Origin of the sequence: Candidatus Stoquefichus massiliensis AP9 (genome assembly GCF_000455285.1) — a bacterium.
GTDB classification, from domain to species: domain Bacteria; phylum Bacillota_I; class Bacilli_A; order Erysipelotrichales; family Coprobacillaceae; genus Stoquefichus; species Stoquefichus massiliensis.
In genome coordinates this window covers 249,766-272,707 of record NZ_HG005288.1, presented here as the reverse complement: position 1 = coordinate 272,707, position 22,942 = coordinate 249,766, and the positions used below count along the sequence as shown (strand labels likewise).

Below are 22,942 nucleotides of genomic sequence, written 5' to 3'. Positions count from 1 at the left end.
AAGATAATATTTGCTTATTACAAATATTCTGTATTTGTTGTAAAATAATTTAAAGAAATTGCAAATAAAAAAAGAAAAATAGAAAATTTTTGCGTATATAGAAGTAGAAGTAAGTTTTTAGACTCTAGAAAGGATGGTTTTATGGTAGAGAGTACTTCTTGTGTTCCTATGTTCGCAAAGGACTATTTTTTCCATTATTTGCTTTATAATTCTGCTGAAGTGAGGTTGATGATAGGCAATTATTTAGCTGAGCATCCTGTTCAATGGACAAATGTATTGTCAAATGATGAATATGGTCCAACAGATGATGCAAAGAAGATGATTTTAGATGTCGTTTTTAACGATGATCTTGATTATCATTATGATGTAGAAATGCAGAATGGTGATATTGGTAGAGAGGAACTTGTTCGTTTTATATGCTATGCATCTCAATTATTGGAGAAGGAGGTAAAAAAAGGTGAAAATTATAATGTGAAAAGTATTCGTATGCTGATTATTTACACGGGGAAGCCCATTGAAAAATTTAAGCACTTTACACATCATATTGAGTTTATGGAAAAAGAAAGTTGTATTATTTTGGAAGATGGTCCAATACATATTCAAATTATACAGACACAAAGATTGGAGGAGTTACCAATGGATGTTATAAGAAAGAATTCGTTTTATCAGTTTGTTCATTTGTTTGAAAATGAAGAAAATCATTTGGAGGAACAAAGTGATTCTGTTTGTAAAATAGCAGTTGAAATGTATAGAAGATATTTAAATTCTGATGATATTATTAAATATTATCAGATGGAGAGAGATCGCAGATATGTCAATACTGAAAAAGATAAGTCTAAAAGAGAAGGAAAAGAAGAAGGGATAGAAATAGGAAGAGAAGAAGGTATAGAAATTGGTTTAGCAAAAGAGAATGAGGAATTAAAAAGTAAAATACAAAAGTTGATTCAAGGTAGGTATCAAGATGATGCTAAGTAGGTTGAACAATGTACATCTCAACAGATTAACAAAATATTTGAATTATTATATGATAACCTTAGTTATCAGGAATTTAAGAAGAAAGTACTGGAGGAATAGAGATGGATATTCATTTTAAAGATACACATGTTTATCGTATATTACGTCAATATATATGTTTTTTAAAGATGGTCAAAATTTAAGTGAAGAAGAAATGGATCAAAGATGTCGTGATATAGTCACAAACATTCTTGAAAGTTCTGATTCTGATTTGGAATCAGGTATTAAGTTTATGCAAATAGAACGTGATGTAAGATATATAAATACTGAACTTGACAAAGCGAAAAGAGAAGGATATCAAATAGGATTGGAAGAAAGGTTAAAAGAACTAGATAAAATGTTATGTGAAACTTAATTTAATATAGTCTAATATTCGTTAATGGACATTTGGAAGATAACTGACATTCTTAAACAATAGTAAGAATATAAATAGGTGAACAAGTTTGAATACTTTGTTCACCTATAATTTTGTGTTATAGATTGTCAGCCAAAAACATAATGTAATAAGGAAAAGTAAAGGAGCCATAAATTGTTTCTTTTCTTCTGTATGTGATTGACAGTTATATATTGTAATAACTGTGAGAATAAATGCATAAATAATGCATATAATATGAATAAAGAGATAGGGTATAGGAGATTGTATAATGTGTCCTTCTATTAAAATACATACAATAGCAAGGATTTGTAAACAAAATGCAATGATATATCCTTTTTTTAGTGGAATAAGATATTTAGGAATAATAATCATATAATGAGCTAAAGGATATTCAAGAATATTCATAAAAGTAATAGCGACAACATAAATTAATAAAAAAGCACCAATGAGACTACAAAGCATTGTATCCCTCCTTGATGCTATTTTATCATTAATTGTATGTATAATTTGTCAAAAAAAATCTATCACAATTAAGCGATAGAATTAACTAATTTTGCTAATCTTGATTTTTGTCTGCTAGCATAGTTCTTATGATGAATTCCTTTGCTTACTGAAGCATCTAATTTAGATGCAGCAACATTGTAAGCAACGATAGCAGCTTCTTTATCTCCAGCTTCAACTGCAGCTCTTACGTTTTTAATTGCTGTTTTTAAAGCACTTTTATAAGAATTGTTGATTGCACGTTTTTTGTTATCGTTTTTATAACGTTTGATTTGTTGTTTCATGTTTGCCATTGTTCTTTCACCTCGCTTTTGTCTTTCGCCTAGTTATTCTATCAAAAATAGACGATAAATGCAATGTTTTATTGTGAAATGATTATTTTTTTTTAATTTGTCAATGCTTAATGTGGTGAGAACATGAAGAAATATTATACACGAAGTGATTTAGCAATAGAATCCTTAGCATTAGCTACACAAGATAAAGATTATAAACGTTTCGAGAAAAAAGATGGAAATATTACAATTGAAACATTTGAAATATTACAAACAAGTGATCTTTATCCTCATGAAATAGGACAATATGTAGAAATAAGTTTTCCAGATTATCAGGATGTTTCTACTATCGCCAAACATTTTGAACAACAATTATCTTTATTTATTAAAGAAAAAACAAAGAAAATAGATCCTTTAATTCTCTTTGTAGGCTTAGGAAATGAAACATTAACAAGTGATGCTATTGGTCCCAGAACAATTAAACACTTACGAGCAACACATCATTATCCATTAGATGAAAGACATCATCAACAATATTATGATAGCTTATGTATTGCACCAGGTGTTATGGCACATACAGGAATGGAAACAGCAGATATTGTGAGTTGTTTAGTGAATGAATACCGTCCTGATTTAATTATTGCCATTGATGCATTGTGTGCTCAAAGTTATGAAAAAATCTGTCATGTGATTCAAATGAATAATGTAGGAATATATCCAGGAAGTGGTATCGGAAATCATCGTAAGAGTATTACAGAAACATCGATGGGTGTGCCAGTCATTGCGATAGGAATACCAACAGTTATTCATGTATCAAGTCTTGTTAGTGATGTTTATAATCTGTTAGAAGGATACTTTAAAGAATCATTAGATCCCTCAACAGCATTAAAAGTAGGAAAACGTAAAAGATATGAAGGAAGACTTAATGAAGTCCAAAGACGTTTAATCTTAGGAGAAATCGGACAATTAGACGAACAAAAAAGAATACAATTACTCAATGAAGTCTTAAATCCTATAGAGGATCAGTTTGTCATGAGTGACAAACAAATAGATTTTGATATAGAAATGATATCAAAGATACTATCAACAAGTATTAATAATTTAAGATATTAATTGCAATAAGAAATAATATAATTATAGAAAAGGTGTTCATACCAAATGAACACCTGTTTATTAAAAATATTTTTCGCAGAACTACTTATTCTGCGAAAAAATTATAACACATATATGCTAAAAATCAACCTGAAAAGACAGATTTATTCATTATTAAGATGTAATTGAAATATATATAAGTCGTATTATTGATTTAATATTTGAACAAAGGAAGGGTCTATGAATGGAAAAAAATTGTATGACATTTCAAAATTTATCAGAAGAATGGTTGAATCTAAAAAAGATGTATGTAAAATATTCCAGTTATTCTAAGTATGAAAATATTGTTTATTTACATTTAATACCATTTTTTGAAAAATATATATTAAATGATATAGATGATAAGTTAATTGTTACTTTTCTAACAGAAGAATTACAAGGTAAAAAACTATCCAATAGTTCTATGAAAACAATATTATTTACAATTCAATCTATTTTTCAATTCGCAGAAGATAAATATCATATTCATCACATTAATTTAAATTATTTTAAACTTCCTAAAAGTAAAATTAAATGTGATGTATTAGGAAATGATGAAAAACAATATTTAGAAAGATATAGTTTATTACATTTAGAATCAATATCTGTATGTATTTTACTAGGATTATATGCAGGACTTAGAATAGGAGAAATTTGTGCCTTACAATGGGAAGATATTGATTTAAAAGCAGGAACAATTGAAATAAAAAAGACTGTTCAAAGACTTAAAAATAAAGAAAATAACGCTTCTAAAACAACTCTTATTATATCTGATCCAAAAACAATAACATCACAAAGAATTGTACCAATTCCTTTATTTCTTAAAGAATATCTTTGTCAATATTACAATATAAATAAAGAAAAAAATGATCAATATTATGTTGTATCAAACTCATTAAAACTCGTTGATCCAAGAACTGTTCAATATAAATTTCATAAATTATGTCAGCAATATGATATTCATATGAACTTTCATGCATTAAGACATACATATGCAACAAATTGTGTTATGTCTGGTGTAGATGTGAAATCATTAAGTGAAATATTAGGTCATTCTAATATTTCAACAACACTTAATTTATATGTTCATTCATCATTAAAATTTAAGATGAGTCAAGTTGATAAAATAGAAAAACCTATGTTGTCTTAGTTCCTTACCTATTTTAATATAGATAGATGAAGAAAGAGTCAAATGCTTATGAATTTAGGGATTTTACTCTTTCTTTTATTTTATAACTTTAATTATCTATTTATTTTCAAGTAATTTATCCTAGAATAAGTAGTTCTGCGAAGTAAAAACAGGGAGGAATGACGTATGGATTGGTATATAGTGCATGTTAAATCAGGAAAATGTCAAGAAATTATTGATTATTTGAATGATAATCAAAATATTTATGCATTTTTACCAAAGATGGAGAAATGGTTCTCTAATTCTAGAGTTAAAGAATTTCAGACATCCTATATGTATCCTGACTATATCTTTATTAGAACATCTTTAAAACATGATGAATTTCAGAAGAAATATGAAGATTTCTTTTATTCAATTAATCATGTTGCTCAATTATTAGAGTATGAAAGTATTTTTTCATTAACTTCAATGGAACAGGTTCTTTTGGAAAAGATGTTTGATAATCAAGGGGTAATAAAACATTCTACAGGACATATTGCTGATTCTCGTTTAATCATAAATGATGGACCGCTGATTGGTCTAGAAAAAAGTATTAAAAGAATAGATAGACATAAAAGAATGGCTATTTTGGATTGCAATATATTAGGTAGAATCATGAAAGTTCCTTTAGAGGTTGTAAGCAAATCATGAATTGGTATGTTTTATATGTATTAAGTCATAAAACAAATAAAATACTTTCTAATTTGAATCAACAAAAAGAACTTATTGCTTTTATTCCTAAAAGTGAAGTTTTTCATAGGGAAGCAAAGAAAAAAACAGTAAGAGATATGTTTAATAATTATATCTTTGTAAAATCTTATTTAAATCAAAATGATTTTAATGATCTTTTATTATCTATGAGAGATAAGAACGAAGGACTCATTAAACAATTAGAAAATGCTGAAGTATCAGCATTAAGAGACAAAGAAATAGAATTCTTTAATAGTGTATTAGATGATGAATATGTTGCGAGAGTATCTGTTGGTTATCAAGAAAATGGTAAGACAGTTATTACAAGTGGACCATTATTAAATTATCAAGATCATATTATTAAAGTTGTTAAACATAGTTGTATTGCACAGTTAGATTTACCTTTTTTTGATAGAAAGATAGTTCTTGGTGTAGAAATTAAAAGCAAGAATTAAGTGTTACGTTGGTTAACTGGCTGACACTTTAATTTGGAACATAGAGTCTTGTTTATTTGGGGTAGGGGAGACTGTATCTTCTCACATATAAATAAGGCTTAAACAGGCGATGAACCTGTTTTTTTTATTAGCATAAGGAGAGTGAAATTATGTTGGAAATATTAACAAAAATAGAGTCAGAAGTCACATGCATAATTGATGATAAGCAATATCATTACCAACATGGTAAAGATGCTTATCATCAATTATTAAACAATTACTCTATTCATTCTATGAAAGCAGTTAATAATCAAATCATTATTAACTTAGAATTAAAAGAGAATAGTAAAGATTGGGAAGAAGATTATAAGAAACAGTTTGGTGAAGAACCAAGTTTCTTTTAAGGGGGATAAATAATGAATGAATGCAAAACTATGAAAAGAGTCATTCCATTTTCACCACCAGACATAGGTGAAAATGAAATTAATGAAGTGATTGATACATTAAAATCTGGTTGGATTACAACTGGGCCCAAAGTCAAAGAATTTGAAAAAGAGATTGCAAAATATGTTGGTGTTAATAAATGTGTATGTCTTAATTCTCAAACGGCATGTGCAGAAATGGCATTGCGTATTTTAGGTATTGGTGAGAGAGATGAAGTGATTGTTCCAGCTTATACATATACAGCAAGTGCTGCTGTAGTGTGCCATGTAGGAGCTAAACTTGTTATTGTTGATGCTCAAAAAGATAACGTAGAGATGGACTATGATGCTTTGGCTCATGCGATTAATGAAAAGACAAAAGCTATTATACCAGTAGATCTAGGGGGAATACCTTGTGATTACGATAAACTCTATGAAATAGTAGAACAGAAGAAACATTTGTTCAAACCATCTAATGATATTCAAAAAGCAATTGGAAGAATAGCAATATGTGCTGATACAGCTCATTCGTTTGGTGCTTCATGGAACAATCAGATGGTTGGCTCAATAGCTGACTTTAGTTCTTTCTCATTTCATGCAGTTAAGAATCTGACAACTGCTGAAGGTGGAGCACTTACATGGAAAACAATTCCAGGTATTGATGATGAGGATATCTATCATCAGTTGCAGTTATTATCATTACATGGTCAATCTAAAGATGCTTTAGCTAAAACAAAATTAGGGGCTTGGGAATATGATGTTGTTGCTCCCTTGTATAAATGCAATATGACAGATATCATGGCTGGTATTGGCTTAGCTCAATTCAAAAGATATCCTGAAATGATCAAGAGAAGAAAAGAAATAATCAACAAGTATGATAAAGCATTAATACCTTTAGGAATACAAGTATTAGATCATTATAGTGATGCTCATCAGTCTAGTGGACATTTATATATTACAAGAATTCCTAATATAACATCAGAACAAAGAAATATGGTTATAGAAAAGATGGCAGAAAAAGGTGTTGCATGTAATGTTCATTATAAGCCACTTCCAATGCTGACAGCTTATAAGAATTTAGGCTTTGAAATTACGGACTATCCCAATACTTATAATTTATTTGTTAATGAGGTAACATTACCACTTCATACAAATCTCACTGATGAAGATGTTGAATACATTACTAATACCTTTAAGGAAGTATTAGAATGCTTATAAAGAAGTGGGAAGACCTTCCTGAATATATGCAAACTGATGAAGTCAGACCTTATTATGAAATATTAAGAAAAAAGAAGTTTCAGTTAATATTAAAGAGGTTGTTTGATATTATTGTTTCCTTCATATTGATTATTCTTTTGTCTCCAGTTATTCTGTTCTTTTCTATATGGATTAAGATAGATTCAAAAGGAACAGTCTTTTATAGACAGGAAAGAGTTACACAGTATGGAAGAATATTTAAAATATTCAAATTTAGAACAATGATCAGCGACGCTGATCAAATAGGTAATCTAGTCACATCTAAGAATGATTCTAGAATTACACGTGTAGGTGAAAAGATACGAAAGTATCGCATAGATGAGATACCACAACTATTTAATGTTTTAATAGGAGATATGAGTTTTGTAGGAACAAGACCAGAGGTTAAGAAGTATGTAGATCAATATACAAATGAAATGTATGCAACATTATTATTACCTGCAGGTGTCACATCATTAGCGAGTATTCAGTTCAAGGATGAAGATGAGATTATAGAGAAGTATGTGTCACAGGGAAGAGAAACAAATGAAGTCTATATCAATGAAGTACTGCCATTAAAGATGAAATACAATCTAGATGCAATGACTTCTTTTTATTTTATGAAAGATATCAGTGTGATGATAAACACTGTAGTGAAAGTGTAGGTGGAAGAATGAAAATATTAATACTTACTGATAAAAAATATATAGATGAAATAGTTCATATTCATCTACAAACATTTGATGGCTTCTTTTTAACATTTTTGGGAAAAGGATTTTTAAAGCAGTTATACCTTGGATTTATGGAACATGAAAATTCTAATATTATTGTTGCATTAGAAAATGATAAAGTTTTAGGATTTATAGCATATTCAGAAGATATGAGTTCATTTTATAAATATTTAGTGAAAAGAAAATTATTATATTTTGGCTGGTATGCATTTATAGCATTTGTTAAAAAGCCAACAGTTTTAATAAGATTGTTATCAGCATTTAAAAAATCTGAGGAAGTCCAACGACCGGAAAAATATATTGAATTGGCATCAATAGGTGTAATGCCAACTGAAAAAGGTAAGGGTATTGGGTCACAGATGATCAGTTATTTAAAAGAAAATATTGATTTAAACAAATTCAAATATATTTCTTTAGAAACAGATGCTAAAAACAATGAATATGTGAATAAGTTTTATTGCCAAAATGGTTTTATATTATGCAGAACATATGAAACTAAGCAAGGAAGAAAAATGAATGAATATCACTTGAGTGAGTAGTAATTATAAAGTATCAAATACGGATAAATCACAATAGAAAGGTAGGGTAAATATAAATGAGATTTATACATAGTAATGTGCAAAAGTATGACAAAATAATTATAGGTGCAGGATTATATGGCATATATGCTGCATGGTATAGTGGCTTAAAAGGAGAAAAAGTCCTTGTATTAGAAAGAGATGATGATCTTTTTCAACGAGCAACATATATTAATCAGGCAAGAGTTCATATGGGATATCACTATCCTCGGTCTTATTCAACGGCTATAAAATCAAAGAATTATTTTGATAGATTTGTGGATGAATTTCCAAATTCCATATATTCAGAGTTTAATCAAATTTATGCAACTTCTAAAAATTTTTCTTGGACAAATAGAGAACAATTTATAAATTTTTGCAGAAACACAGGAATTCAGTGTGACGAAATATCAATAAGCACCTATTTTAACAATGATGTATGTGATGGTGCCTTTATGACAAAAGAATACACATATGATGCTAACGAATTAAAAATTGATTTATTACATAAAATTCAAGAGATGAGTAATGTGAATATTTTATGTAATCACGAAGTGAAAACAATTGAAAAAGATGATAATTATTATTATATTTCTGCTAATGATAAAGAATATAGAACAGAATTTCTGTTAAATGCTAGTTATGCTTCAATTAACCAAATATTGGATATGATTGGTTATGAAAAGTTTAAAATTAAATATGAATTGTGTGAAATAATATTGTGCAGAATTAATAAAAATCTAAAAAATGTAGGAATTACAGTAATGGATGGACCTTTTTTTTCTATTATGCCTTTTGGGAAAACAGGATATCATTCGTTAACATCAGTAACATTTACACCACATAAGGTATCAATGAATGATTTGCCTACTTTTTCATGTCAAAATGATAATGAAAGTTATTGTAATTATAAATCGCTAGGTAATTGTAATAATTGTATGAATAAACCAAAGACTGCATGGATATATATGTCAAGTCTTGCAAAAAAATATTTAAGAAGCAATTTTGAATTTGAGTATGTAGATTCTTTATATTCAATGAAGCCTATATTAAAGTTATCAGAAATTGATGACTCAAGGCCAACGGTTATAAAAAAATTTTCTGATAAACCTATGTTTTATTCTGTCCTATCTGGGAAAATTAATACTGTATATGATTTGGAGGAAATTCTATGATGATAAAAGAAAAAAAATTTATTTCTATTGTTTTCAGGGTCAGAAATCATGAAAAATATATAGAAGAGTTCTTAAATCAAATAATACCTCTATTTGAAAAAAATTTTGAAAATTATGAATTAATATGCGTTAATAATGAATCAACAGATAGTACAATAGACAAGTTGAAAGCAATTTGTAAATCTAAATTTTCACATGTTACACTTAACATTATTAGCTTAGCTTATTGTAAATCTATTGAAGAGGCAATAGCAGCTGGAATTGACTTTGCTATTGGAGATTTTGTGTTTGAATTTGATGGGATTATAATAAACTATGATTTAGAATCACTTATTAAGACGTATGCTATTGCATTGCAAGGGTATGATATTGTCTTATTTTCGCCATGTAGAAAATCGAGTATATCCCAAAAAATGTATTATGCTTTGTATAATATAGGTGTTATAAAATCACAAAAAATTTATCCAGTAACGGTTAGAGTGCTTTCGAGGAGAGCAATTAATAGATTAAATAATTTTGCAAAATTGTATTCCAATGATTTATCTAATATCTTGTCTTGTGGGATGGATGTAAAAAGAGAGAAATATATCCCTTTATCTAAGCAAATAAAATATGATAAAACTGAAAAACGCGAAAGAATATATAAGGCAATTGAAAGTTTCATTCTTTATACTAATACTATTCAGATTATTGGTTTGCTTTTTTCAGGATTATCATTAATATGTGGTGTACTTTTTATTGGTGATTTATATGCTTGTTTTTTATGTTTGATTTTATTTGTACTATTTATTATTAGTGTAGTAATTACACAGTATATACGTGCACTAATAAATATAAATATAAAAAACGAAATCCATTTAATTAAAAATATTGAAAAAGGAGAATAATAAATGGAAGAAAATTTAGTTTCTATAATTACTCCAGCATATAATGCTGGAAAAACTATTAGAGAGGCAATAGAATCGGTATTAAATCAAACTTATCAAAATTGGGAATTATTGATTGTTGATGATTGTTCGACGGATAATACATATGAAATAATTAATGAATTTGAAGATCTTAGAATTAGAGTGTTTAGACATGAAAAGAATATGGGAGCAGCAATTGCTTGGAATACTGCTTTCAAACATATGCAAGGTAGATATGTTGCATTTATAGATGCAGATGATATATGGACTGATAATAAATTATCTTTACAATTAAGATATATGAAAAAAAACAATTATGAATTTACGTATACATCATATGATTGGATAGATGATAATGGATTATCATTAAATAAAATTATTAAAGCTCCTAAAACTCAAACTTATGAATCATTTTTAAAAAATACTAATATGGGGAACTCAACTGTAATTATGGATAGGAAATATATAAACATATTACCTGTCCAAAAAGTGGACATGAATTGGGATGGAGCTTTAAGATTTCCAATTTTAAAACAAGGGCATACTGCACATGGAATGGATGAAGTATGTATGCATTATAGAGTAAATAATAATTCAGTATCGAGTAATAAGATAAAAGCTGCAAAAGGGTTATGGAATTTATATAAAAACATTTTGAATATACCATTTTTTCCACGCTGCTATTATTTTGGGTGGTATGTTTTTAATAGCTTAAAAAGATATTATTTAAATATATGATTCTAAATGAAAGGTGTAGAAAATGAAAAAAAATTACCATGTAATTATATATGGAAATGGATATTGGTCAAAAATATTACAGCAGCATATTAAATCATATTCTTATATATTGAAAATTATAGGTATTGTCGATATTGGAACAATTAAGCAAAAAGAAGAAGAGATGCTTGAGGAAGCAGATTTGGCATTTGTTTGCACTCCAGTTGCGACACACTATTCGATTGTTAAAAAATTGCTTTTAAAAAATATTCATGTTTTTTGTGAAAAAATATTAGCACAAACCTATGAAGAAGCGATTGATTTATATGATTTGTCATATAAACGAAACTTATTGTTATTTGTTGATTATACATATCTTTACTCACAAGGAATTAATTATATAAAAAAAAATGTTTCTTTAATTGGAACTATAAAAAGTGTCAATGGTGAGATAACCCAGTATGGGAAATTTTACCCTAATGGTAATGCTGTCGAGACGATAGGTGTTCATTTGTTTTCAGTTCTTAGATATATTGTTAATAGGGAAAATAATTATACAAAAAATGAAATAATTAAAATGAATAACTACAAAGAAATAAACAATTATTATTATTCTGGGAGATTAGGAAACATAGATATTCATATACATTGTTCATTATTATCTGCTACAAAGAGAAGGTATATTGAATTTGTTGGAACAAAAGGAATCATATCATATGATATGTTATCCAAGAAGACAGTGAAAATAATAATTTATGGAGAAGATGAAAAACATATTTCCTTTGATGAGTCAAGTAATTTAGATAATGTAATTAAAGCAGTAATACACCATTTGTATAATAAAGATTATAAGCAATACAATAATATTGGATTAAAAATACAAAAAGATATTGATTGCTTATAGAAAAAGATACTATTGATTATTTACTGACTTATATAGCAATCAAAATTCAATTATTATTTTTTGAGAAGTAGATTTATAATTTAAATGACTTTATTGTAACTGGGCTTATTATTTTTGTTGATACGATTTTTATTATAGTCATATGCGGTTATAAATAAAATATTTTTCAATTAATTAAGTGGCCAAAATCAACAAGGTACTAATTGTAGGTATGAAATAGGTGAATTAATTATATCATGTAAGATATTTATAGACAAAAACTGTTTAAGGAGTGAGGTTAAAATGGGAAAAAATATAGCGGTATTTGTAGATTCATTTGATGGATATTCTGATATTTGGTCATCATTTTATGAGATTATGAATCAATATTGGGCTAATATATCTTTTAAATCATATCTTGTGAGTAATTTTAATAATTACAATAAAGAAAATCTTACTGTTTTAAAAATGGGGAAAGAAATAAATTGGTTTGATAGAACAATTAGAGCATTAGAATTAGTTGATGAAGAGTATATCATATTTTTTTTAGAAGATTATTTCATTAGTAAGAATATTGATGAAAATGAAATATTGCATATAGTTCAACACATGAAGGATGAAGAAATATTTTTTTATCAGTTGTCTAATAATAAGAGATTTATTCAAAATGAAAAGGAAATTAAAGTACCTAGTAATACTGAATATCCAATCAATTTACAGTTGGCAATATGGAACAGACTCAAGTTTCTTTCTATACTGAAAAAAATGAATAAAGAAGGTGCAATTTCTCCATGGGACTTTGAGCGCTTTTTTGTGAATATATATAAAAAGAATGGAAAACCAGATGAATATATTGATGGAATAGAGTATGACACAAGGGATTTGTTTGGGTATAAAAACGGGGTGTTACAAGGAAAATGGATAAGAAAAACAATTAAATTTTATGAAAAAAACGGAATAGTGATTAATACGGGAACAAGGGAAACTATGACATATAAGAATGAGATGTTATATAATATAAAGGTTTATTTATCAATAAAATTATCAGGTAATATAAAAAGAACTATCAAGAAAACACTAAGAAAATTAGGGTTTGAATTTATGACAGAGTAAAAGGAGAAATATAAATATGTGTAATTTTGAAAATAAAACATTATTAATTACTGGGGGTACGGGATCATTTGGTAATGCGGTGTTGAACCGTTTTTTAAATACAGATATAAAGGAAATAAGAATATTTAGTAGAGATGAATTAAAACAAGATGATATGCGTCATGAGTATCAAGCAAAATATTCTGCAATCTCTGATAAGATTAAGTTCTATATTGGTGATGTAAGAGATATAAACTCAGTTAGAAATGCTATGCATGGTGTAGATTACATCTTTCATGCAGCAGCATTAAAGCAGGTGCCTTCTTGTGAGTTTTTTCCTATTGAAGCAGTTAAGACAAATGTTTTAGGAACAGAAAATGTATTAACCGCAGCCATAGAATGTGGTGTTAAAAAGGTAGTGTGCTTATCTACAGATAAAGCAGCCTATCCAGTCAATGCAATGGGAACAAGCAAGGCAATGATGGAAAAAGTCATTGTTGCAAAAAGTAGAACAGTCGATCCAGAAAAAACAAGTATTATGTGTACACGATATGGAAATGTTATGTGTTCAAGAGGTTCAGTTATACCTCTTTTTATTAACCAGATAAAAGAAGGAAAACCATTGACAATTACAGATCCTCATATGACAAGATTTATTATGTCATTAGATGAAGCGGTAGATCTTGTTATATTTGCATTTGAGCATGGAGTAAGTGGAGATATTTTAGTTCAGAAAGCTTCAGCAACAACAGTTGAAGTTTTAGCAGAGGCAATAAAGGAAGTGTTCAATTATAAAAAAGAAAATAAAATTATTGGGATTCGTCATGGTGAGAAAACATATGAAACTCTTTTAACTAATGAAGAATGTTCAAAGGCTATAGACATGGGAGACTTCTACAGAGTTCCAGCAGATAAAAGAGACTTAAACTATGATAACTATTTATCTAAAGGTACCAATAGAAATGGATTAACTGAATTTAATAGTGATAATACTCAACTACTAACAATTGATGAAACAGTAGAAAAATTATTGTCGTTAAAGGACATAGTTGAAGAAAAGGAAAAATGGGAAGATCAATGAAGATATTAGTTACAGGAAAAAATGGTTTTATAGCTAGAAATCTTATAGAATTTTTAGAAGATGATGGATATGAAGTTCTTTCTGTTTCTCATGAAGAAGACGAAAAACTTAATCAATGCTGCGAGATATGTCATTTTGTCTTTCATTTAGCTGCTGTTCAACGTTCTGATGATGATAAGAATTTTATTGAAGGAAATATTTTGTATACTCAAAAACTTATTAATTGTTTAGAAAAACATCAGAATAGGTCAAGTATTATTTTTTCAACATCAACAGCTATAGAGTTTAATTCTATTTTTTCAAAGACCAAAAAAGAAGCTGAAAAATTATTAAGAGAACATTGCACGAAAGAAAATGCTAGATTGTATGTTTTTAAACTGAATCATGTATTTGGTAAATATGGAAAGCCGAATTTTAACAGTGTTATCTCAACTTTCTGCTTTAATTTAGCGAATAATATACCAATTATCGTTAATGACCCAAGTCATAAGATTACAGTTACATATATCAATGATCTTTATGAGGATTTTAAACAATATTTAAATAAGGACATATATTGTGATGACTATATATTACCATCAGTAAGATATGAAATGACATTAGGTGAATTATTAAGTATCTTAGGAAGGATTAAGAATAATGAGTTTGATAAGTATGATATACTGCAAAATCAATTACATAATACGTATAAATATTATAAGGATGAGGAAAAAATATGATAGGTATTATTATATTGAATTACAATACATGGATTGAAACAAAAAAATGTGTAGATTCAATTAAGAGTCATGTAAGCATAAAAGATACTTATAAAATATATATTGTAGATAATTGTTCTACAATTCAGATAAGTAGTAGAGATAAGGAAGAATATGAAAGGGATGAAAAAATAGCATTATTGTTTTCAAAAGAAAATAGGGGATATTCCGCAGGAAATAATATTGGCATTAAAAAAGCAATGCAAGATGGGTGTCAATATTTTTTAATAAGTAATAGTGATATATTAATTGTAGATAATTCTATTAAAGTTATGAAAGAATATTTGAATGATAATGTAAATACTTTAATAGTTGGACCGGAAATATATAATGCAGAAAATGAATTTCAGTATATATATATGTTAAAAAGGTTAGATGCAGTGGGGAAACTTAAAAATATGATGTTAAGTACACCTTTTAAAGTCTTTTTTAGGAAATTTGAAAAATCTTTTATCAGAAAAGAATCTTTAAAATTGCCAATAAAAGTATTTGGGGTTAGTGGTTGTTGTTTTATGATATCTAAAAAAGGAGTAGATTTATTATATCCATTAGACGAAAGAACATTTTTATATGAAGAAGAATATATAATTGGATCAATAGTTGAAAAAGCAAATTTTGATATCTATGTTATACCCAATACACATGTAATTCATGCGCATGGAGTTTCGACTGGAGGAATGACACCATATACATATACTTGTTTGGTTAATAGTGAACAGTTATATTTGAAAGAATATTTAAATGAAAAAAAGATGATGTGCAAATTATTAGTAAGAATAAGAAAGTTGAGGTATTTGATTCTCTGTATAAGTAAAAAGAATTACAGAGTGTTTTATAAAAAGTTTAAAAATCTCATTAAGGATTATCAAGATGAAGTACTTGATTTTGCAAAGCAGAGGAAAAAAATATGATTTGGTTTCTATACTTTACTGCAATCATATTTGGATTGTTAGCAAAAAAAAATAAGATAGTTACCATATATATTATTGTTATTACATCAATTATTTTTGGGTATGCTAGTGGTATCCCGGATTTAGAAGGCTATAGAGGAGTCTACAATTGTGCAGGGAATATAAATGATATATATTATTCATACTATATGAATTTTGAAGTAGGATATAGATATTTAGGATTAATTTCCTATAATTTAAATTTAAGTTTTGAAAGTTTTAGGATGTTATTATTTATGGTTTTATTTACTATAATGGCATTATCAATTTATAAATTATCAAATAAACCTAATGTCTTATTGGCATTATATATGATTTATCCTTTTCCTATTGAGGTAATACAGGCGAGAAATGGATTAGCAAGTTGTATTGTAATATCAGTGATGTGTAATTATATTTTTAGAGATAGAAATGTGTTTAAATATAATATGGGAATTTTAATTGCTTCATTATTTCATTCATCAGCTTTAGTATATCTGATTTTTAATTTTATCTATTTAAATGAAAATACTTTCAAAAAAACATATAAATATCTACTGTTAGGTGACTGTATATTAATAGGTTTGATTTATTTTAATATTTTTAATTTACAAAAAATTAGTGGTTATTTTCAAACAAAAACGAGTTTTATAACAGTAATAACTTTTGTAATACTGATTTTTTGTTTGTTTATTTTTATACTGTATTCTAAAAAGAATATTAGGTTAAGAGATAAAATAATATTAATAACAAAGCAAGCTAATATAATTTATGAAAATAGATTTATGTTTATTACTTTCTTATTTGTCCCATTATTAATTTTTCATTTTGACTATTTTAGAATTATAAGAAATGTATTAATATTAATAAATATGTTAATTTTTAAAAATTTAAATAGTAAGAAGATAAATTATTTGATTAATGTAAGTGGAGTTTTGTTGATATTATGTATATTGGTTTATAGAACGTGTATATATACTTATAGTCCATCACTTTTAGAATTAGTTATGGAAAATAATATATTATTTAAATAAAGATATATTTTTAAAATATTTATGTGATATAAATAATGTTTATTTGTTTAGTACATTTTGAGGCATATATTATTTTATATTAATACTAATGATAGTTCTTGATTACCCCCTATGACACAGGTTTGGTAAAAACAGGTTCTGATAAATCTAAAATATAGGTCAATGTCTTTTCAGCCACAGGAAAGGACATTGAAATATATTGTTTGATTCTATTCATGACATTATTGCCTATATTTCTATGATTAAATTGCTATTCCTGTTTATTTAAAAACAATGGCAGACTTCTTTTTGGTATACCATGATATATTCCTGTTATGTTATTCTTGATATTTGCAACAATGACATTTAGTCAATTACTAAATGATTTTTGATACCTATGTCATAGGGGTAGTCGAATGATAGTTTAATTGTTTTTGCTATTGATTAATTTTAATAATATAAGGACTTATATGTTAATGCAGGAATGAAAATTATATAAATAGGTTCACTTAATTCATTATTAACTACAAGTTTTATTGTTTATAGAAGTGAAATAAGTCAATAAACTTGAAAATATAATCTTTTCAAAGTTTATAAAAAATAAAAGAGAGGAGAGGAAGTATAAGAATACCTAGTATCTGGTATCATTATACGTTTATAGTGAAAAATGACATTATTAAAGTGTTTCGCAGTAATTTTATTAAAGTTTTTTCTACACTAATAGTTACTTTTTTTATTCCAAAAATACTCTCTATAGATAATTACGCTTATATTAAATTATATCAGTTATATTGTTCTTACATAGGGGTATTTCATCTAGGCTATTGTGATTCCGTTTATATAAAATTTGGAGGAAAAAAAATAGATGGAAATGTAAAAAATGATTTTTTTATTTTGTTTTTATTTCAAATGATATTATCAGTTTTTATTCTTATTTATGCTATAATAAAAAAGGATTTTGTTGTGTTTTTTTGGGCACTCAGTTTTGTGCCAACAATTTTAACAACATATTTATCTCAGTATTATCAGTCAATTGGTAATTTTTCTAAATATAGCAGAATTTTAAATAACACTTCTTTTTTTGATTTATTATTAAATACAATATTATTATTTGTTTTAAAGATAAGAGATTATAAGATTTACATAGCTTTTTATTGTTTTGTATTATATTTAATTTTAATCATGTCTATATTTGATTTTTATAAAGAATATTTTAAAATGAAAGTAACTAGAAAATGTAGCATATCATTGTTACCAATTAATATTAGGATAGGTTTTTTATTAATGATAGGTAATTTTGGATATGCAATTTTTTCTGGAATAGATAAGTGGTTTGTTAAATTATTATATCCTATTGAATCTTTTGCAATATATTCATTTGCATGTCAACTTCTATCAACTGTGAATATGATTACAACACCTATTGGTTTAACTCTATTTAGTTATTTTAGCAAAAATAAAAGTAAGCAGTTTGAAAAAATAATCTCAAATGGGTTTATAATAATATTGTTGGGAGTATTATCTTTTTCATTTCCAATAGTATTTTTTATAGAATCTTTTCTTACAACGTATAAATCATCTATTATGTCATTTCGTATATTGTTAATTGGCCAAATATTTTTAGTCTATAATACAGCAATTATAGTAAATTTATATAAAAGTTATTCGTTACAAAAAGAGTATATTATTAAAATGATAATAGTAATAATAACATCTATAATTACAAATTTTTTATTTAATTTAAAAATGAATTTTATAGAATCTTTTGCAATTGCAACAGTAATAAATATGATTTTTTGGACGATCATTAATTTAAATTCATTTAAACATTTACTCCCCACCAAAATTACAAGTTTATATATTTTACTGCTTATTACTACTTACATAATACTTTTTGCATTTAACTCAGTAGTTGGTTTTTTTATATATTCATTTATTTTCTTTATTTTAACCTTATTATTGATGAAAAATAATCTAGCAAGTCTCATAAGAGTATTAAAAAAATAAAAAAGTTATTAAAGATCATGCTTGTTTATAGATGGGTGTCAACCAATTTTGAAAATGTCCTGATTTTTTCTAAACATGAGCGTTTTCTTGACGATGTTTCATGGTTGCAAGATAGTTAAGATAGGAAGCATGTTTTCATGGATGACTCATTGGTGGAATATACTGCTTCTTTTTCTTTGGTTTTGCTTTCCTATCAAAATCAAAATTTCTGGAATACTCTTCATAGTTTGGTATTTCTTCCATAATATAGATTTGATCAAGCACATTCACATATTGTCTACCATCAAATGCTTCTATGACCATACAGTCGCTCTTATTCTTGAAATAGACTCTTGATCCATCACTGTTTACAGGAATATAGTAATTGTTCATATATTTAATGCAATGTCCATTATTGATTTTTCTGGGTGTAATGATGGATAGCGTTCTGTTTATTAATTCAATATCTGGTTGCTTTTCATATACAGATCTGGTACTATTCAGATGTAGAGCGAACTGATGATTGAATTCTTTTAGGTAGTGCTTTAAGAATTCATTGGCATCCTCTATATTTGTAATGTTGGCACGTCTAAGCTCAATGGGCAATCGGGATTGTAGAGTCTGATTCAAACGTTCAACACGGCCCTTGGCTTGTGCCGCACTTGTTGTTTTGATTTCAACACCTAATTGATGACAGGCATAGGAGAACTGTGTAAAGGTATCCTCGTTATCAAAAACGGTGTTTTTTCTTTTGTATTCAAAGACAGTTCTTCTATCAGTGTAAAACAGGGCAGGAATACCATAAGTCGTAAGAATCTGATAGAAGACATGATAGTAAGCCTTAAGTGTTTCCTGTGCATCAAAATAAGCACCAACAACTTCACCAGTGGCATCATCAATAGCGACATGAAGATGCCATATTTCATCTTTAATCCAGTTATAGCTGCTTGCATCCATCTGAATCATTTCACCAGCATATTTGCATCTGGGACGCCTGGGATGGGCATCCTGGCTATCAATGATGGCAATAGCCTCTCTGATATTGTTTTTAATTTTTTCAGAAGAAACATTGTCAAGCTGAAGCTTTAATTGCATCTTCATATTTTTCTTTGTCTTTTTTCTAGCCTTGGGAGAGAGAATGCCTTCGTTTCTCAGCCAGATATTAAGAGTTGTATCACTCACAGAGATACCAAGATCCTGTAGAACAATTTCAGAGAAATGACGAAGATTGGCATCACCATAATCATTCATATAAAGCTCAATGATTTTAGATTTTGTTTCATCAGGAAAAGAAGTGGCAGGGATACGACCTCTATTACCATGGATAAAGCCAGTTTTTCCTTGATTTTCATATTTCGTAATAAGTCTGTTAATCGTTCTGATAGAGCAATTGAGTTTATTGGCAGCTCTTTTTTTATTGCCATTATTGTCAACAAGATTTTTAATAATATCATATTTATATTGTTCATTCATTCTTAATTCAACCTTTCTCATAGGGAACCTCACTTTCATAGAAGAGGTTCATCATAACATGATTTATAAATAATTTAATTTCTTTTGGGACATTTTTAACTTTGATATATTAAGACATTATCATATTTGATTCACATAAAGATCATGCTTGTTTATAGATGGGAATTAAAAATGTCGAGGAGAGGTATATAACAGATATAGATGCAACAATGATAGAATTAATAAAAGAGTTTGTATATCAAGTACTAAGTATTGGTAAACAATAACTTGATGATTTATTGATAGATTGTTATAACAATCAATAATGATAAAGAATCCATGTAAAATTCATTGCTATATGGAAAATAACAAATAATTTAATTAAAACTTGTAGTTCTGGAGCAACCAGTAAGAATAACTATAAACATAATAAATAATAATGATAATGGAATTTCAATATCTGACTATGCGATGGAATAGAGAAGAAACTTGTCAAATAAATTTGGAGGTGAAACAATGCAAATTAAAACGACATCATATCAAGATATATTAGAGTCATTATGTTCTGCATTAGAATTAAGTGAACAAGTGATTCTTGATATTATAGATTCAGGATATCATATGTTTCAACAAGATCATCAAGTATTATATATTGATGAACTATATGAATGTTATTTCAATATAGTAAAAAAGAATTTTAAACATAGTATTGAACAAGTACCTTTCTATAGTATATCTAGAAGATTAAATGGTTCTGATAATGATGGTTTAAGTCTGTTAGAATTACTAACAGAAAATAATAGTTTTTCAAATTATTTAAAAGAGTATGGACTAACATTTAAATATAATCAAGAGATTGAAATGTATGTTAATAATAACAAAGTTAATATTCCTGATAAAGATAATTATAAAGATTATCTTAAATATAGATTTACATGTGATTATTCTTTTAAAGGATATGCTTTTTGTGATCAGTTAATGAATAATGATATATTTGAAAAAGTAAAATATGGTCCTGAGTTCTTTGGTCATCTTTATGAGTATGTAGATAATGATGATGAAATTATGGATAATTATTATGAACATAGTAAGTTATATATGTTTGAGTACTTAGTATCCATTGATGAGATTTATTTTGAAAATTATGAAGAATTAAGTAATGAAGAAAAACAATATCATATTCTTGCTATGATGATGTTAAGATTATATTTTTATAAATATGATCAATATTTTATTGGAGTAGATGAACTCAACCCACTTATGGGTGTAGTTAATAATGGTTCACTTTCTCATAAGCATCTTATAAATAAAACTGAATTAGATGAAATGACACTAAGTTAACAAGTAACTTAGTGTTTTTTGCAATCTTTTTATAAGAAGTTGGTACAATATAATAATTATAAAAACCATTTTTTATTAGCAAAATCGTGTAAATAAATATAACATATCTATAATATGTAATATGTTTTTGACTATTTATACTTGAACATGAGATATAAATAGCATTTCATGCGTTTGGTTTAATACGATAATATTGTTGAATTTGTTTTAATAAAATATAACTATATATTATCTATATGAAAAAGTTATGTTTACTGTTGATATCAAATATAATCCTTCTCATTGTAATGTTATATTATATAGAGGAGGATTTTTTTATGGACAAAATAACTGTAAATAAAGTATTAAAAAAGTATTATGAAGATTGCAAACTAAGAAAGAAACTCAATGATAAGACATTGTAAGCATATCGAATAGATATAAAACAGTATTTAGAGTATGTTAACTATCAGATAGAAGATTATCATGTGATTAATGATTATATCCACTATTTAAATAAGATATATGATAAGGTTAAAATTGTGAAAAGAAAATTAGCAAGTATTAAAGCATTTTATACATATTTAGAGTATCAGGAGATTGTAGAAGTAACACCGTTTAGAAGAATAAGAACAGAAATTAAAGAACCAAAAATATTACCAAAAGTCATACCCACTCATTTAATGAATGAGATATTAACTTGTTTATATATAGATATTAAAGATGCTCAAAATGATTATCAGTATAAACAAGCAATACGTAATGGGGCTATTATTGAATTATTATTTGCTACTGGGATAAGAATATCAGAACTATGTTCTTTAAAAAATGAAGATATTGATCCAAAAGAAAGAATGATTAAAATATTTGGAAAAGGTTCTAAAGAAAGATATATTTATTTAGGGAATGAGCAAGTTGTTAATATGTTGGTTAAATATAAGAAATTAAATGAATATGAGCAATCAGAATATTTCTTTATTAATAAATATCATAAAAGATTATCTGAACAATCAGTACGTATATATATTCAACAATTAGGTCAAAGATTATCTCAACCTATTCATCTAACACCACATATGTTCAGACATACTTTTGC

Annotated in this window: 25 protein-coding genes; 22 read left to right on the top strand and 3 right to left on the bottom strand. The window is 26.9% G+C overall.

The window, feature by feature from the left end; translation table 11 throughout:
- Positions 1-141: 141 nt before the first annotated feature.
- The gene (locus tag BN350_RS09265; RefSeq protein WP_028043348.1) at positions 142-975 is read left to right on the top strand and encodes a PD-(D/E)XK nuclease family transposase; all 834 of its coding nucleotides are present in this window, start codon (positions 142-144) and stop codon (positions 973-975) included.
- 154 nt (positions 976-1,129) lie between these two features.
- Positions 1,130-1,369, top strand: a complete 240-nt coding sequence (locus BN350_RS09255) for a hypothetical protein (RefSeq protein ID WP_028043347.1) — start codon at positions 1,130-1,132, stop codon at positions 1,367-1,369.
- Positions 1,370-1,474: 105 nt separating this feature from the next.
- Here BN350_RS09255 and BN350_RS09250 read toward each other — a convergent pair whose 3' ends face one another.
- Together BN350_RS09250 and rpsT are read right to left on the bottom strand one after the other, a co-directional pair.
- Positions 1,475-1,852 carry a hypothetical protein gene (locus tag BN350_RS09250; RefSeq protein WP_028043346.1) on the bottom strand — a complete coding sequence of 126 codons (378 nt, stop codon included), beginning with the start codon at positions 1,850-1,852 and terminating at the stop codon, positions 1,475-1,477.
- A gap of 68 nt (positions 1,853-1,920) precedes the next feature.
- On the bottom strand, positions 1,921-2,184 hold the full coding sequence (rpsT, locus tag BN350_RS09245; RefSeq protein ID WP_028043345.1) for a 30S ribosomal protein S20: 264 nt from the start codon (positions 2,182-2,184) through the stop codon (positions 1,921-1,923).
- A gap of 123 nt (positions 2,185-2,307) precedes the next feature.
- On the opposite strand from rpsT, the gene gpr reads away from it, so the two are divergent.
- The 18 genes from gpr to BN350_RS09155 all read left to right on the top strand — a co-directional run bounded on the left by gpr (position 2,308) and on the right by BN350_RS09155 (position 19,095).
- Positions 2,308-3,276, top strand: a complete 969-nt coding sequence (gene gpr / locus BN350_RS09240) for a GPR endopeptidase (protein ID WP_028043344.1) — start codon at positions 2,308-2,310, stop codon at positions 3,274-3,276.
- Between the two features lie 223 nt (positions 3,277-3,499).
- Positions 3,500-4,444 (top strand): tyrosine-type recombinase/integrase, encoded by a 945-nt coding sequence (locus BN350_RS09235; protein WP_028043343.1) that lies wholly within the window; start codon positions 3,500-3,502, stop codon positions 4,442-4,444.
- Positions 4,445-4,609: 165 nt separating this feature from the next.
- Positions 4,610-5,113 carry a transcription termination/antitermination NusG family protein gene (locus BN350_RS09230; protein WP_028043342.1) on the top strand — a complete coding sequence of 168 codons (504 nt, stop codon included), beginning with the start codon at positions 4,610-4,612 and terminating at the stop codon, positions 5,111-5,113.
- On the top strand, positions 5,110-5,607 hold the full coding sequence (locus BN350_RS09225) for a transcription termination/antitermination NusG family protein (protein ID WP_028043341.1): 498 nt from the start codon (positions 5,110-5,112) through the stop codon (positions 5,605-5,607). The genes BN350_RS09230 and BN350_RS09225 overlap by 4 nt, the downstream gene beginning before the upstream one ends.
- A 149-nt stretch (positions 5,608-5,756) precedes the next feature.
- On the top strand, positions 5,757-5,990 hold the full coding sequence (locus tag BN350_RS09220) for a hypothetical protein (protein ID WP_028043340.1): 234 nt from the start codon (positions 5,757-5,759) through the stop codon (positions 5,988-5,990).
- A 12-nt stretch (positions 5,991-6,002) separates the two neighbouring features.
- Entirely contained in the window at positions 6,003-7,226 is a 1,224-nt protein-coding gene (locus BN350_RS09215) for a DegT/DnrJ/EryC1/StrS family aminotransferase (protein WP_028043339.1), read from the top strand.
- Positions 7,217-7,909: a sugar transferase gene (locus BN350_RS09210; RefSeq protein WP_044600227.1), complete on the top strand. Its 693-nt coding sequence runs from the start codon at positions 7,217-7,219 to the stop codon at positions 7,907-7,909. The genes BN350_RS09215 and BN350_RS09210 overlap by 10 nt, the downstream gene beginning before the upstream one ends.
- 8 nt (positions 7,910-7,917) lie before the next feature.
- Positions 7,918-8,514, top strand: coding sequence for a GNAT family N-acetyltransferase (locus BN350_RS09205; protein WP_028043337.1), 597 nt, complete (start codon positions 7,918-7,920; stop codon positions 8,512-8,514).
- Between the two features lie 56 nt (positions 8,515-8,570).
- On the top strand, positions 8,571-9,707 hold the full coding sequence (locus tag BN350_RS09200) for an FAD-dependent oxidoreductase (RefSeq protein ID WP_044600226.1): 1,137 nt from the start codon (positions 8,571-8,573) through the stop codon (positions 9,705-9,707).
- The gene (locus tag BN350_RS09195) at positions 9,704-10,594 is read left to right on the top strand and encodes a glycosyltransferase (protein WP_028043335.1); all 891 of its coding nucleotides are present in this window, start codon (positions 9,704-9,706) and stop codon (positions 10,592-10,594) included. Before BN350_RS09200 ends, BN350_RS09195 begins: the two co-directional genes overlap by 4 nt.
- 3 nt (positions 10,595-10,597) lie before the next feature.
- A complete protein-coding gene (locus BN350_RS09190; RefSeq protein WP_028043334.1) occupies positions 10,598-11,353 on the top strand; it encodes a glycosyltransferase family 2 protein in 756 nt (251 codons plus the stop codon).
- Positions 11,354-11,375: 22 nt separating this feature from the next.
- Positions 11,376-12,236 (top strand): Gfo/Idh/MocA family protein, encoded by an 861-nt coding sequence (locus BN350_RS09185; protein WP_028043333.1) that lies wholly within the window; start codon positions 11,376-11,378, stop codon positions 12,234-12,236.
- Between the two features lie 282 nt (positions 12,237-12,518).
- Positions 12,519-13,328: a hypothetical protein gene (locus BN350_RS09180; RefSeq protein ID WP_028043332.1), complete on the top strand. Its 810-nt coding sequence runs from the start codon at positions 12,519-12,521 to the stop codon at positions 13,326-13,328.
- Positions 13,329-13,344: 16 nt separating this feature from the next.
- The gene (locus BN350_RS09175) at positions 13,345-14,388 is read left to right on the top strand and encodes a polysaccharide biosynthesis protein (protein WP_028043331.1); all 1,044 of its coding nucleotides are present in this window, start codon (positions 13,345-13,347) and stop codon (positions 14,386-14,388) included.
- A complete protein-coding gene (locus BN350_RS09170) occupies positions 14,385-15,107 on the top strand; it encodes an NAD-dependent epimerase/dehydratase family protein (protein ID WP_028043330.1) in 723 nt (240 codons plus the stop codon). The genes BN350_RS09175 and BN350_RS09170 overlap by 4 nt, the downstream gene beginning before the upstream one ends.
- Complete coding sequence (locus tag BN350_RS09165; RefSeq protein ID WP_028043329.1) at positions 15,104-16,057, top strand: glycosyltransferase; 954 nt, start codon at positions 15,104-15,106, stop codon at positions 16,055-16,057. Before BN350_RS09170 ends, BN350_RS09165 begins: the two co-directional genes overlap by 4 nt.
- The gene (locus tag BN350_RS09160) at positions 16,054-17,109 is read left to right on the top strand and encodes an EpsG family protein (RefSeq protein ID WP_028043328.1); all 1,056 of its coding nucleotides are present in this window, start codon (positions 16,054-16,056) and stop codon (positions 17,107-17,109) included. Before BN350_RS09165 ends, BN350_RS09160 begins: the two co-directional genes overlap by 4 nt.
- 639 nt (positions 17,110-17,748) lie before the next feature.
- A complete protein-coding gene (locus BN350_RS09155; RefSeq protein WP_147573557.1) occupies positions 17,749-19,095 on the top strand; it encodes an MATE family efflux transporter in 1,347 nt (448 codons plus the stop codon).
- A gap of 135 nt (positions 19,096-19,230) precedes the next feature.
- Here BN350_RS09155 and BN350_RS18895 read toward each other — a convergent pair whose 3' ends face one another.
- The gene (locus BN350_RS18895) at positions 19,231-20,547 is read right to left on the bottom strand and encodes an ISNCY family transposase (protein WP_044600247.1); all 1,317 of its coding nucleotides are present in this window, start codon (positions 20,545-20,547) and stop codon (positions 19,231-19,233) included.
- A gap of 495 nt (positions 20,548-21,042) precedes the next feature.
- Here BN350_RS18895 and BN350_RS09145 point away from each other — a divergent pair, with 495 nt between their 5' ends.
- Both BN350_RS09145 and BN350_RS20970 read left to right on the top strand, forming a co-directional pair.
- Positions 21,043-21,867 (top strand): hypothetical protein, encoded by an 825-nt coding sequence (locus BN350_RS09145; protein WP_028043326.1) that lies wholly within the window; start codon positions 21,043-21,045, stop codon positions 21,865-21,867.
- Between the two features lie 521 nt (positions 21,868-22,388).
- Positions 22,389-22,942: tyrosine-type recombinase/integrase (locus BN350_RS20970; protein WP_187117128.1), on the top strand; the 554-nt coding region annotated here is incomplete at its 3' end.

Coding starts and splice junctions, on each gene's coding strand:
- BN350_RS09265 (WP_028043348.1), top strand. CDS start 142: ATGGTAGAGAGTACTTCTTGTGTTCCTATGTTCGCAAAGGACTATTTT.
- BN350_RS09255 (WP_028043347.1), top strand. CDS start 1,130: ATGTTTTTTAAAGATGGTCAAAATTTAAGTGAAGAAGAAATGGATCAA.
- BN350_RS09250 (WP_028043346.1), bottom strand. CDS start 1,852: ATGCTTTGTAGTCTCATTGGTGCTTTTTTATTAATTTATGTTGTCGCT.
- rpsT (WP_028043345.1), bottom strand. CDS start 2,184: ATGGCAAACATGAAACAACAAATCAAACGTTATAAAAACGATAACAAA.
- gpr (WP_028043344.1), top strand. CDS start 2,308: ATGAAGAAATATTATACACGAAGTGATTTAGCAATAGAATCCTTAGCA.
- BN350_RS09235 (WP_028043343.1), top strand. CDS start 3,500: ATGGAAAAAAATTGTATGACATTTCAAAATTTATCAGAAGAATGGTTG.
- BN350_RS09230 (WP_028043342.1), top strand. CDS start 4,610: ATGGATTGGTATATAGTGCATGTTAAATCAGGAAAATGTCAAGAAATT.
- BN350_RS09225 (WP_028043341.1), top strand. CDS start 5,110: ATGAATTGGTATGTTTTATATGTATTAAGTCATAAAACAAATAAAATA.
- BN350_RS09220 (WP_028043340.1), top strand. CDS start 5,757: ATGTTGGAAATATTAACAAAAATAGAGTCAGAAGTCACATGCATAATT.
- BN350_RS09215 (WP_028043339.1), top strand. CDS start 6,003: ATGAATGAATGCAAAACTATGAAAAGAGTCATTCCATTTTCACCACCA.
- BN350_RS09210 (WP_044600227.1), top strand. CDS start 7,217: ATGCTTATAAAGAAGTGGGAAGACCTTCCTGAATATATGCAAACTGAT.
- BN350_RS09205 (WP_028043337.1), top strand. CDS start 7,918: ATGAAAATATTAATACTTACTGATAAAAAATATATAGATGAAATAGTT.
- BN350_RS09200 (WP_044600226.1), top strand. CDS start 8,571: ATGAGATTTATACATAGTAATGTGCAAAAGTATGACAAAATAATTATA.
- BN350_RS09195 (WP_028043335.1), top strand. CDS start 9,704: ATGATGATAAAAGAAAAAAAATTTATTTCTATTGTTTTCAGGGTCAGA.
- BN350_RS09190 (WP_028043334.1), top strand. CDS start 10,598: ATGGAAGAAAATTTAGTTTCTATAATTACTCCAGCATATAATGCTGGA.
- BN350_RS09185 (WP_028043333.1), top strand. CDS start 11,376: ATGAAAAAAAATTACCATGTAATTATATATGGAAATGGATATTGGTCA.
- BN350_RS09180 (WP_028043332.1), top strand. CDS start 12,519: ATGGGAAAAAATATAGCGGTATTTGTAGATTCATTTGATGGATATTCT.
- BN350_RS09175 (WP_028043331.1), top strand. CDS start 13,345: ATGTGTAATTTTGAAAATAAAACATTATTAATTACTGGGGGTACGGGA.
- BN350_RS09170 (WP_028043330.1), top strand. CDS start 14,385: ATGAAGATATTAGTTACAGGAAAAAATGGTTTTATAGCTAGAAATCTT.
- BN350_RS09165 (WP_028043329.1), top strand. CDS start 15,104: ATGATAGGTATTATTATATTGAATTACAATACATGGATTGAAACAAAA.
- BN350_RS09160 (WP_028043328.1), top strand. CDS start 16,054: ATGATTTGGTTTCTATACTTTACTGCAATCATATTTGGATTGTTAGCA.
- BN350_RS18895 (WP_044600247.1), bottom strand. CDS start 20,547: ATGAATGAACAATATAAATATGATATTATTAAAAATCTTGTTGACAAT.
- BN350_RS09145 (WP_028043326.1), top strand. CDS start 21,043: ATGCAAATTAAAACGACATCATATCAAGATATATTAGAGTCATTATGT.